This is a genomic window from Methyloversatilis sp. XJ19-13 (genome assembly GCF_024580155.1).
GTDB lineage: Bacteria > Pseudomonadota > Gammaproteobacteria > Burkholderiales > Rhodocyclaceae > Methyloversatilis.
In genome coordinates this window covers 75,738-87,390 of the sequence record NZ_JANINH010000004.1, presented here as the reverse complement: position 1 = coordinate 87,390, position 11,653 = coordinate 75,738, and the positions used below count along the sequence as shown (strand labels likewise).

Below are 11,653 nucleotides of genomic sequence, written 5' to 3'. Positions count from 1 at the left end.
GCTTGAATGACAGCCGTCGCTCCCTCCCTCTCCGGAAAGGCTGGTCCATGTTCAACGTCCCGTTTCTGCAGGCGCACACGCGCCGCTTTGGCTGCGCACTGATCGTCTGCGCACTGGGCAGCGCAGGTGCCCACGCCGCCTACTACTCGACGGGCACCACCGCTGCATCGCTATCGAGCGTTGCCAACGGGCCTAACGACCAGACCAACCACGGTGCTACCGTGCCCGGTGGTTCGGCGGCTTCCAGCGCGGTGCTCAGCAGCAGCGGCAACAGGGTGATCGAAGGCGGCGCGCAGAGCACGGCGCGGGCCGAACCCGGTGGCGTTCACGTCGTGGCCGACGCCAACGTGCGCCTGAACAATCCGGACTACAACCTGAATCTCGCCGTGGCGGCCAGTTCCACCGCCCACGCCAGCTTCAGCGACACACTGATCATCAGCGCACCCGGGCTCGCCGCCGGTACAGCCGCGCTGCTCACTTACCGCGTCAGTGTGTCGGGTGACCTCGGCATTCAAGGCAGCAACAGCTGGAACGGTGGCTGGAACGCCTCGTCGTACTGGAGCTTCACCGCCACGCTCGGCTCGTCGTCCACGTTTCGCAGCCTGCTGCATGACTGGACCCCGGGCAGCGACCCGCGCCTGCTGGGTGACGGCCGGTTCGGCAACCTCGACATCACGGTGCCGGTGATACTGGGTACGGTGCTTCCGTTCAGCCTGGGTGGCAATGCCTCGGCTTCGGTCAGCCTTGGCAGCACGCCCTACGAACCCTCGTCCGGTCAGTTCGCGGCCTTCTCCAACCTCGGCAACACGATAGGCTGGGGCGGCATCGTGATGCTGACAACCGCCGAAGGTGCGCCGACCAGCACCTATTCCGCGCTTGGCGATTCCGGTTTCGACTACCGTCAGGCCTATGTCAGCGCGGTGCCGGAACCCGCCCCGGCCGTCCTGCTCGCCAGCGGCCTGCTCGCGCTGCTGGCATGGCGCCGCCGCTGACAGGCAAAAAAAAAACCGGCCGACGGCCGGTTTTCCCGAGTGGTCCGAGCGGTCAGACCGGCATGTTCATGATGTCCTGGTAGGCATTCACCAGCTTGTTCCTCACCTGCACCATCTGCTGGAAAGACAGGCTGGCTTTTTGCGACGCGATCATCACGTCCTGCAGATTGGCCTCCGAAGTGCCGGTGATGAAACCTTCCGACATCTGCTTGGCTTGCGCCTGAGCCGCATTGACCTGCTCGATCGCGTTCTTCAGCGCATCGCCGAAGTCAGCCCCCGAATCAGCGCCCGCCTGAGCGGCAGGCTTGCCGGCGGCGACCTGCGCGGTGGAGCGCAGTTCGGTGATCATCTGGTTCAGGCTGGTGTTCATGTCATTTCTCCGTTGCCGTACGGCATTGCTGTCCGACGCTTCGCCGACCGGCGGCAAAAAATGCCGCCCGCGGACTGCCCGTTCAGGGGTTTTGACCCGGTTGCAGATTCTTTAGCAAATCCCGGGCCAACGCGCTGCATGGCGCTATTCAACCTTCCCGCAGCAACCCGTCTGCCTTGTAGCGCGCCAGTTTATACCGCAGCGTGCGCTCGGAAATACCCAGTTTCTCGATCGCCTTCTTGCGCGAGCCTCCCACCGCCGCGAGCGTTTCGAGGATCAGGTCGCGTTCCATGTCGCGCACCGACCTCACCTTCAACGGCGCGTCAGGCGTGGCACTGGGCGGTGCATCGTTGGCTGCGGGCGTCGGCATGACCGGCTCGGGCGCGGGTCCCGGCACTGCGACCGGGCGCGACAGGCTGCGCTGACCACCGAGAATGATGTGCTCGGCTTCGATCAGGTCATCGGGTGCCATGATGGCGGCGCGCTGCACGGTGTTTTCCAGTTCGCGCACATTGCCGGGCCAGTCGTGGCCGGCAAGGATTGCCGCTGCCGAATTGCCGAGCCGCAGCACGCGACCCTGCGCCTTCGCGCAGTCGGCAAGAAAGTGGCGGGCCAGCGGCACGATGTCGCCCGGGCGGTCGCGCAGCGACGGAATGCCTATCGGGAACACGTTCAGGCGGTAATACAGATCTTCGCGGAAGCGGCCAGCGCGCGCCTCGGCTTCCATGTCGCGGTTGCTGGTCGCCAGCACGCGGATGTCGAGCGGAATAGGCTTCTTGCCGCCGACCCGCTCCACCTCGCGCTCCTGCAGCACGCGCAGCATCTTGGCCTGCAGCGCCAGCGGCATTTCGGAAATTTCGTCCAGCAGCAGCGTGCCGCCATTGGCCTGTTCGAACTTGCCGGCCTGCGCGGCGGCGGCACCGGTGAACGCGCCCTTTTCGTAGCCGAACAGCGTCGCTTCGAGCAGGTTGTCGGGAATGGCGGCACAGTTGATCGCAATGAACGGCATGGCGGCGCGCGCCGACTGCTGGTGGATGTAGCGCGCAAACACCTCCTTGCCGGTGCCCGATTCGCCGGTCAGCAGCACAGTGGCTTCGGAGCGGGCGACCCGCGCAGCGAGACCGAGTACCTGCCGGGTGCGCGCGTCCTCCGCCACCATGTCGGCCGGTGTCACCACCGGTGCGGCATAGCGATCGATATGGGCGAGCAGCACGTCCGGCTCGAAAGGCTTGAGGAGGAAGTCGCAGGCGCCGGCGCGCATCGCGGCCACCGCCTTCTCGACGTCACCGAAGGCCGTCATCAGCAGCACCGGCAGCGCGGCTTCGCGGGCGCGGATTTCACGCAGCAGCGTCAGCCCGTCCATCGGCTGCATCTTCAGATCGGTGATGACCAGATTCAGCGCGTGCTCGCCCGTGTTGCGCTCGATCATGCGCAGCGCCTGCGGGCCGTCGGCCGCACCGATCACGCGGTGGCCGGCGCATTCGATGGCCAGACACAGCGCATCGCGCAGATTCGGTTCGTCCTCGACCACCAGAATGTTCAGCTTTTCACTCATTGCAGCTTCTCCAGCACGTCTTCCGGGGCACCACTGCCTGCCGTGATCGGCAGGCGCAGCGTGAATTGGCTGCCCGCGCCAGGCGCGGACACACATTCGATGTCGCCGCCGTGCACGCGCGCCACACCGCGTGCGATCGCCAGCCCGAGTCCGGTTCCTTCATCACGGGTGGTGAAGAAGGGTTCGAACAGTCTTTCCTGAATCTCCGGCGCAATGCCTTGCCCGGTGTCGCGCACGGTGAAACCGAGGCGATTGCCATCGGTGCCGACCGACAGGCAGACTTCGCCCTCCGTGCCGCAGGCCTGCACCGCGTTTTCGAGCAGGCTGACCAGCGCACTGGCAACCGCCTTGCGATCGCCCGACACCGTGCCGACTGCCGATGCGGCATCGACAATCAGTTCGACGCCAGCGGCACGCGCCACCGGCTCGATGGTGTGGCGCAACTCTTCAAGCAATCCTGCGATGTCGATCGCCTCGCGGCCAAGCACTTCGCCGCGCGCAAACATCAATGTGTCGCGGATCAGCCGCTCAAGATGGCGCAATCTGTCCTGCGCGCGCGACGCAATCGAACGCATGTCGGCCGGCGGCAGTTCGCGGCCGATCAGCGTGCCCACGTAAAGCGTGGCGGCGGCCAGCGGCGTGCGCAGCTGATGCGCCAGCGAGGCGGCCATTTCGCCCATCGCAGCCAGACGTTCGTTGCGGGCGGCGGCAATCTTCAGCGCGTGCTGGCGCGTCATGTCATGCAGCAGCACGATGCGGGCGTTCTCGCCGGTCAGCGGCGCGTCGCTGACCGACAACCGCCGGTGCGCGCCCTCGCTGTCAGTGCAGTCCCATTCGGCGGGGGCATCGGCCTGAACCAGCCGGCCGGTACAGGACGACCACGACTGCCCCGCCTGCGCGCCCACCATGTCGAACGCGACCGGGTTGGACTGTTCGATTTCGCCGGCACCATCGACCACGACGACACCCGCCGGCAGCTGGTTCAGCAAGGTGGTCAACCGGTCGGTCAGGCGCGCCTTCTGTTCATACTGGCGACGCAACTCGCCATTGGCCGCGGCCAGCTCTTCGGTCAGGCTGGCGACCTGACGTTCCAGCGTGCCGTAGGCTTCCGACAGCTCCGCCGACGCGGCATTGAACAGGCGGAAGGCTTCGGCCAGGCGTGCCGCTTCCTCCGGCGCAATGCGCGGCGCGTCCGCGGCAGTGGCGGTGGTGACGGCAGCAGTGGCAGCAGCGGGTTCGGCCATGTACGGAGCGCCGGCAGGCGCAGGAATTGATCGACCGTGCCAGCGTAGCAAGGCGCAGGCCACGTTTTCGGGCGGATCAGCCGCCCAAAAACCCGCCTTATCCGCGGAACGGCTCGCGCGAGGGACGCCGACAATCCGTCTCATCCTGCAAGGTCTGCCTGCCGCAGACCCTTCATCCGTCACCTGCGCGAGACGAAACATGGCCGCTGCAAACGCCGTACTTGATCCGAACACCGCCCTCGCCGGAGCAGCGACCCCGCTCGCGCTGGCCCAGCAGAGGCTGGCTGCCCTGCCGATGCAGAAGAAGATGGGACTGGCTGGCGGTCTCGCAATGGCGATCGCGCTACTGGTCGGCCTCACGCTGTGGAGCAACAGCCCCGACTACGAAGTGCTGTTCTCCAACATCAACGACAAGGACGGCGGCGCCATCGTCGCGATGCTGCAGCAGCAGAACGTACCGTACAAATTTTCCGAAGGCGGTCACGCCATTCTGGTGCCGTCGCAGTTTGTACACGACGCGCGGCTGAAGCTGGCCGCCCAGGGCCTGCCGCGCGGCGGCTCCATCGGCTTCGAGCTGATGGAAAAGCAGAAGATGGGGCAATCGCAGTTTTCCGAGCAGGTGACCTACCAGCGCGCGCTGGAAGGCGAGCTGGCGCAGACCATCGGCACGCTGGCCGCAGTGGACAACGCCCGCGTGCATCTGGCCATTCCGAAGCAGAGCGCCTTCCTGCGCGACGACCAGAAGCCGTCGGCCTCGGTGGTGCTCGGTCTGCTCGGCGGCCGCACGCTGAGCCCGGAACAGGTCGGCGGCATCGTGCACCTCGTGGCATCGAGCGTGCCTCAGCTGGCCACCGAAAACGTGTCGGTGCTCGACCAGAACGGCAATCTGCTGTCTGGCAACCGCGACCTGAAGGACGGCGCGGCGCTCAACCCGACTCAGTTGAAGTACGTGAACGAGATCGAGGCATCCACCATCCGGCGCATCGAAGCGATGCTGGAGCCACTCATGGGACGCGGCAACTACCGCGTGCAGACCGCCGCCGACATCGATTTCAGCCAGACCGAACAGACGGCCGAAACCTACAAGCCGAACCCGACGCCGGACGCCGCGATCCGCAGCCAGCAGATGAGCGAATCGGTCAGCAACCAGCCGGCCGCCGGTGGCGTGCCGGGTGCGCTGACCAATCAGCCGCCGACGCCGGCCACCGCACCGATCACCACCCCGCCGGCACCGGGAACACCGGCTGCGGAGGGCGCCCCCGGCACCCCGCCGATGGTGCCGATCAACACACGCAAGGATTCGACGACCAATTTCGAGCTGGACAAGACGGTGCAGCACGTACGCCAGCCGACCGGCCAGATCCGCCGGCTCTCTGTGGCGGTGCTGGTGGCGCAGAAGGTGAAGACCGACGACAAGGGCAATGCCACGCCGGTGGCGCTGACCGACGACGAACTCAAGCGCATCAACGACCTGACGCGTGAGGCGATGGGCTTCAACGAAGCGCGCGGCGACACGCTGAACGTGGCGTCGGCCCCCTTCACCGAAGTGCAGCAGGAGGTGATCGATACGCCGATCTGGAAGGACCCGGAACTGACCGGCATGGCAGGCGACCTGCTGAAGTACCTGCTGGTCGCCGGCGTCGCCGCCTACCTGTTGTTCGGTGTGCTCAAGCCGCTGGTGCGCACGCTGACCGAGCCGGTCGAGCGCGACGAGGAAGACGTGCGCGACGTCACGCTGGATGCCGATGGCCAGCCAATAGCCCTGCCCGGCAGCGCGGCAGCACAACTCGAACTGTCACCGGAGGCGCGCGCCGCGCTCGATTTCGAAACCAAGCTCGAAGCGGCGCGCACGATGGCGAAGAATGATCCGAAGGCGATCGCGGAAGTGATCAAGCACTGGGTGAACGGCGATGAATGATGCTGGAATCGAACGTAGCGCCCTGCTTCTGGTGACGCTGGGCGAAGACGCCGCGGCCGAGGTGCTCAAGCATCTCGGTCCGCGCGAGGTGCAGAAAATCGGCACCGCGATGGCCGGGTTGCGCAACGTGCCGCGCGAAAAGGTGACCGAGGTGCTCGACCTGTTCGACGAAGCCACGTCGGCAGGCAGCCGCGTTTCGGCCGACGAAACCCTGATACGCAACATGCTGACCAAGGCGCTCGGCGAGGAACGCGCCGGCCACCTGCTGTCGCGCATCCTGAACGACTCGGACACCGCCGGCATTGAAGGCCTGAAATGGCTGGACGCCGCCACCATCTCCAACCTGATCAAGAACGAACACCCGCAGATCATCGCCACCATCCTGACCCATCTGGAATTCGACCAGGCCGCCGAGGTGCTGAAACTGTTCTCGGAACGATTGCGCAACGACGTCATCCTGCGCATCGCCACGCTGGACGGCGTGCAGCCGGTGGCACTGAAGGAGCTGAACGACGCGATGTCACGCGTGCTTGCGGGCTCGGCAAAGATGAAGAAGACCGCGCTCGGCGGCATCAAGGCAACCGCCGAAATACTGGGTTTTGTCGGCAGCGCGAATGAATCGGCCATCCTCGATGCGGTCAAGGAATACGACGCGGAACTGGCACAGAAGATCGTCGATGAAATGTTCGTGTTCGAGAACCTGCTCGACATCGACGATCGCGGCATCCAGACCTTGCTGCGCGAAGTCAGCGGCGACCAGCTGGTACTGGCGCTGAAAGGCGCCTCGCCCGAATTGCGCGAGAAGATCTTCAAGAACATGTCGTCGCGCGCCGCCGAATCGCTGCGCGAAGACCTCGAGGGCCGTGGCCCGGTCAAGCTGTCCGAAGTCGAGGGCGAGCAGAAGGAAATCCTGAAGATCGCACGTCGTCTGGCGGAAGAGGGCCAGATCGTCATGGGCGGCAAGGGCGGCGAGGAAATGCTGTGATCCGGTTCAATGCCAGCACCGCATGCGGATGCAACCGATGACACCGGACGGCGCACTCGCTTTCACGCACTGGAAGCTCGAAGTGTTCGACCAAGGCATCGCGCCGACTGCGGGCATCGGAGAGGCTCAGGGCGGGTCGCGTGGCCGCGCATCTGCAACGCCGGCACCGACAACAGACGAGAAAGCCGAAGCGGAAGCGGACAGTGAGACACAACCCGAATTCAAGCTGCCCACGGCCGATGAGCTCGAGAAGCTGCAGGCCGACGCACACCGCGAAGGCTATGCCGCCGGCTACGAAGAAGGTACGGCGCGCGTGCGCATGGAAGCGATGCGCCTGCACAGCGTGATCGAACAGCTCGACGAGGCATTGGCGTCGCTCGACACCGAAGTGGCGCAGGGGGTGCTGCACCTGGGCGTGGAGATCGCCCGCCAGGTTGTGCGGCAGGCGATCGCGGTCAAACCGGAAGTGATCGTGGGGGTGGTGCGTGAGGCGATCAACCAGCTGCCACATCAGCACACGGCGGTTTATCTGAACCCTGACGACGCGTCACTCGTGCGCTCGCATGCCGGCGACCAGCTGGCGCATGCCGGCCACCGCATATTCGAGGACGCGGCGATCGCGCGCGGCGGCTGCAAGATCGAAGCAGGCGGCAGTCACATAGACGCCACGCTGGCCACGCGCTGGACACGCATCGTCGAGGCGCTGATCGATGACGCGGACTGGATAGAACATGACTGACACCCCGGACATCGCAGCCGACGAGGCTTCGCTCGACAATGCGCCGGACACCGCATCGCCGGAGGCGACCGCACCGGCGGTAGCGAACCCGCACGTCGCGAAGTGGGCGGGTTTCATGACCGACTGCGGCACGCTGGCCGGACGCGTCAACCCGTATCTGCACGCGGGGCGGCTGACCCGCATCAACGGTCTGGTGATGGAAGCTGCCGGCCTGAAGCTGCCGCTGGGTTCCGGCTGCCGCATCATGGTGCCGGGCGGCAACAGCTGCGAAGCCGAAGTGGTGGGTTTCAACGGCGACAAACTGTTCATGATGCCAACCGATGACGTCGTCGGGCTTGCGCCTGGCGCGCAGGTGATTCCGCTCGAAGCGGTACCGCAGCGCCCCACCCCGACTGAAAGACTCGAGCCGCGCCGGCGTGCATCCGACCGCGCCAAGCACCTGCCGGTCGGTGACGCCCTGCTCGGCCGCGTGGTCGATGGCGCCGGCCGTCCGCTCGACGGGCTCGGCCCGGTCATTACGCGGCATTCGCGTTCGGTGGCCAGTCGTGCGGTGAATCCGCTGCTGCGCGAACCGATACGCCGCACGATGGACACTGGCATCCGCTCGATCAATTCGCTGCTCACCGTCGGCCGTGGCCAGCGCATCGGCCTGTTCGCCGGTTCCGGCGTCGGCAAGTCGGTGCTGCTGGGCATGATGGCGCGCTTCACGTCGGCCGAGGTGGTCGTGGTCGGACTGATCGGCGAACGCGGCCGCGAAGTGAAGGAATTCATCGAGCAGATCCTCGGCGCCGCCGGACTGAAACGATCGGTCGTGGTCGCCGCACCGGCCGATACCAGCCCGCTGATGCGGCTGCAGGGCGCTGCCTATGCCACCACGGTCGCCGAGTGGTTCCGCGATCAGGGCCGCCATGTGCTGCTGATCATGGATTCGCTGACCCGCTACGCGATGGCGCAGCGCGAGATCGCGCTTGCGATCGGCGAGCCGCCCGTCACCCGTGGCTATCCACCCAGCGTGTTCGCTCGCCTGCCGCAGCTGGTGGAGCGTGCAGGCAACGGGCCCGAGGGTGGCGGCTCGATCACCGCCTTCTACACCGTTCTGGCCGAAGGCGACGACCAGCAGGACCCGATCGCCGACTCGGCACGCGCCATTCTCGACGGCCACTTCGTGCTGACCCGCCAGTTGGCCGATGCGGGGCACTATCCGGCCATCGACATCGAACAGTCGGTTTCGCGCGCCATGCACGGGCTCGTCAAACCCAGCCATTTCGATCTGGTACGCCGCTTCAAGGGACTGTGGTCGCGCTATCAGCGCGCGCGCGATCTCATTTCGGTTGGTGCCTATTCGCCTGGCGCAGACCCGCAGCTCGATCTTGCAGTGAACATGTTTCCGACGCTGGAAGCCTTTCTGCAGCAAGCCATGGACGAACGTGAAGGGTTTGAGGACGCAGTGATGAAGCTGCACCAGATCTTCGGTCTGAATCCCTGATTGCAAAAATCGGTGACACCATTGGCGGCCGTGACCGGCCACACGCAAAGTGCGCTGTCAAAGAGAGACCTTTGAATCATGGCTGAACCCTTTCGTCTGCAGACCATTCTCGACCTGAGCCAGACTCGCATGGACGAGTCTGCGCGTGCGCTGGCAGCACTGATCGCCAGCGAGCACGACCAGTCGCGCAAGCTCACGATGCTTGAGGACTACCGCAAGGAGTATCAGGACCAGTTCATGGCCGCTGCGCGCAACGGCATGACACCGGGCCAGTGGAGCAATTACTCCGCCTTCCTCGCCCGCATCGACGACGCCATAGGCCACCAGCAGCAGCAGGTCGAACGCTCTCGCGACCGCGCCCAGGCCGGCCAACGCGTGTGGCTCGATACGCGTACCCGCGTCAAAGCCTTCGAAACCCTGTCAGACCGCCATCAGGCCACACTCGTCAAGCGTGAAGCCAAGGCCGAACAGCGGGTGGCCGACGACCGTTCGGGTCGCCTGGTTGCGGACGACTGACACTGCACGTTCGTACGGCCGGCAGCTGGCACGCTAGCTGCTTATACCCCTCCATCAACGGAGGACTTCCCATGTCAGACATCAAGCTCAGCCTGCCCTCGTCCGCCACGCCGCTCGCTTCGAGCGGCCCTGTAGGCGAAGCGCGCGGCATCGGCGCAGATGCATCGCCCGAAGACGCGGCGACGGCATTCGCCAACCTGCTGCAGGACTCCCTCAAGAACGCATCTGAAGATCCGCGTGCCGCTTTGCTGGCCAAGCTGCTCGATGACGGCAGCGGCGCGCCGGACGACGAGAAGGTCGATCTGCTGGATGCACTCAGCGCCGACCCCGGTCGTATCGCGACCGAACTGCTGCCGGCCGGCCTGCTCGCACCGGCAGTCCTCCCGGTCATCGAACGGCTTGCCGGTGGCACCGGTGCGCCGGTCGAACAGTCCGACCTTGATTTCGATCCGACCGGGCAAGGCGGCAGGAAAGCAGGCCGCGAGGCATCGGGCGATTTGCCGGCGGCAGCGATTGCCGCGGCGACGGACGGCACGGGCGAAACGAACGGCAAGAATCTGCCGGATGCGTTGCTGAATGTTGACACCCGGATGGACGCCGGACAGTCAGCGACACAGCAGCTTCCTCAGGGCGACTTCCGTGCCCACCTGAACGCGGCACAGAAACCCGCCACCGAAATGGCCGTTGCAACGCCGATCACGCATCCGGGCTGGGCGGACGACATCGGACACCAGGTGACCTGGCTGGCCGAGAACGGCAGCAGCCGCGCGGAACTGATCCTGACGCCACCGCATCTGGGCCGGATAGAAATTTCGCTGCAGATCGGTGGCGATCTGAGCACGGCGCAGTTCGTGTCTGCGAGTCCGCAGGTGCGGGAAGCGCTGGAACAGGCCATGCCGAGACTGCGTGAAATGCTCGCCGAGGGCGGCATTTCGCTTGGCAACACCAATGTGAGCGGCGAACAACGCTCCGGCGAGCAGGGCCAGGGTAGCCAGCGCGGTGACCGCGGGCGCGACGGCAACGGCGATGGAGAAATGCTGATCGCACCGGCGGCACGGCGTGGCAGCGGCCTCGTCGACCTGTTCGCATAGCGATAAGGAACAGTATGAACACGCGCTCCTGATGGCGCCGCGTACATCGGCGCTAAAAAAACGGGACATTCGGCCGTTATTCGATCATTGAAAGGCATCAGTACCCGCCGACAATCCCGATCCATACAGGAGCGCACACCATGGCAAAAGCCGCCACCGCAGACGACGTCGCCGCAGACGCACCCAAGAAGAGCAAGAAAATGCTCTTCATCATCCTCGCCGTCGTGCTGCTGGTCGTCGTCGGCGGCGCCGCCGCGATGTTCATGATGGCAGGCAGTCACGCCGAAGAAGGCGAGGACGAGCACGCCGATGAAATGAGCGAGGAAGACCCGGACGCCAAGGCCCTCGCCGCCAAGAAGGCCAAGCTGAAGAAAAAGAAGGAAGCGGAAGCCAAAGGCCTGCCGCCGGTGTTCGTCGAACTCGATCCGTTCACCGTCAATCTGGCGCCGGAAACGCAAGTGGATCAATACCTGCAGGTCAAGGCCTCGGTCAAGGTGGAAGAACAGCCCGCCGCAGACAACCTCAAGGTATACATGCCGGAAATCCGCCACCACGTACTGATGCTGCTGTCGGGCAAGAAGGCGTCCGAACTGGGCACGACCGAAGGTCGGGAAGCACTGGCTGGAGAAATCAGGAACTCGATCAACGCCATCGTTGGCGAGGTACCGACCAACAAGAAGGGTGAGCCGGAAGAGCCTGTCGGACCCGTGGAGGCCGTGCTGTTTACGTCCTTCATCGTCCAGTAGGCGAGATCCGG

At 65.3% G+C, this 11,653-nt stretch carries 11 protein-coding genes; 8 read left to right on the top strand and 3 right to left on the bottom strand.

What is annotated here, in order from left to right:
• Positions 1-47: 47 nt before the first annotated feature.
• A complete protein-coding gene (locus NMQ14_RS06870) occupies positions 48-992 on the top strand; it encodes a hypothetical protein (RefSeq protein WP_257094665.1) in 945 nt (314 codons plus the stop codon).
• Positions 993-1,044: 52 nt separating this feature from the next.
• On the opposite strand, the gene fliE is transcribed toward NMQ14_RS06870, so the two are convergent.
• The 3 genes from fliE to NMQ14_RS06855 all read right to left on the bottom strand — a co-directional run bounded on the left by fliE (position 1,045) and on the right by NMQ14_RS06855 (position 4,161).
• Positions 1,045-1,362, bottom strand: a complete 318-nt coding sequence (gene fliE / locus NMQ14_RS06865) for a flagellar hook-basal body complex protein FliE (protein ID WP_257080755.1) — start codon at positions 1,360-1,362, stop codon at positions 1,045-1,047.
• 148 nt (positions 1,363-1,510) lie between these two features.
• The gene (locus NMQ14_RS06860) at positions 1,511-2,917 is read right to left on the bottom strand and encodes a sigma-54 dependent transcriptional regulator (protein ID WP_257094663.1); all 1,407 of its coding nucleotides are present in this window, start codon (positions 2,915-2,917) and stop codon (positions 1,511-1,513) included.
• On the bottom strand, positions 2,914-4,161 hold the full coding sequence (locus NMQ14_RS06855) for a PAS domain-containing sensor histidine kinase (RefSeq protein WP_257094660.1): 1,248 nt from the start codon (positions 4,159-4,161) through the stop codon (positions 2,914-2,916). The genes NMQ14_RS06860 and NMQ14_RS06855 overlap by 4 nt, the downstream gene beginning before the upstream one ends.
• Before the next feature lie 199 nt (positions 4,162-4,360).
• Here NMQ14_RS06855 and fliF point away from each other — a divergent pair, with 199 nt between their 5' ends.
• From fliF to NMQ14_RS06820, 7 genes are all read left to right on the top strand, one after another.
• A complete protein-coding gene (gene fliF / locus NMQ14_RS06850; RefSeq protein WP_257094658.1) occupies positions 4,361-6,079 on the top strand; it encodes a flagellar basal-body MS-ring/collar protein FliF in 1,719 nt (572 codons plus the stop codon).
• Entirely contained in the window at positions 6,072-7,064 is a 993-nt protein-coding gene (gene fliG, locus NMQ14_RS06845) for a flagellar motor switch protein FliG (protein WP_257094656.1), read from the top strand. The genes fliF and fliG overlap by 8 nt, the downstream gene beginning before the upstream one ends.
• A gap of 37 nt (positions 7,065-7,101) precedes the next feature.
• Positions 7,102-7,803 (top strand): flagellar assembly protein FliH, encoded by a 702-nt coding sequence (locus tag NMQ14_RS06840; protein WP_257094654.1) that lies wholly within the window; start codon positions 7,102-7,104, stop codon positions 7,801-7,803.
• On the top strand, positions 7,796-9,289 hold the full coding sequence (gene fliI, locus NMQ14_RS06835; RefSeq protein ID WP_306441127.1) for a flagellar protein export ATPase FliI: 1,494 nt from the start codon (positions 7,796-7,798) through the stop codon (positions 9,287-9,289). The genes NMQ14_RS06840 and fliI overlap by 8 nt, the downstream gene beginning before the upstream one ends.
• A gap of 78 nt (positions 9,290-9,367) precedes the next feature.
• The gene (gene fliJ, locus NMQ14_RS06830) at positions 9,368-9,805 is read left to right on the top strand and encodes a flagellar export protein FliJ (RefSeq protein WP_257094653.1); all 438 of its coding nucleotides are present in this window, start codon (positions 9,368-9,370) and stop codon (positions 9,803-9,805) included.
• Between the two features lie 71 nt (positions 9,806-9,876).
• A complete protein-coding gene (locus tag NMQ14_RS06825) occupies positions 9,877-10,896 on the top strand; it encodes a flagellar hook-length control protein FliK (protein ID WP_257094651.1) in 1,020 nt (339 codons plus the stop codon).
• A 140-nt stretch (positions 10,897-11,036) separates the two neighbouring features.
• The gene (locus tag NMQ14_RS06820; protein ID WP_257094649.1) at positions 11,037-11,642 is read left to right on the top strand and encodes a flagellar basal body-associated FliL family protein; all 606 of its coding nucleotides are present in this window, start codon (positions 11,037-11,039) and stop codon (positions 11,640-11,642) included.
• The last annotated feature ends 11 nt before the right edge of the window (positions 11,643-11,653 follow it).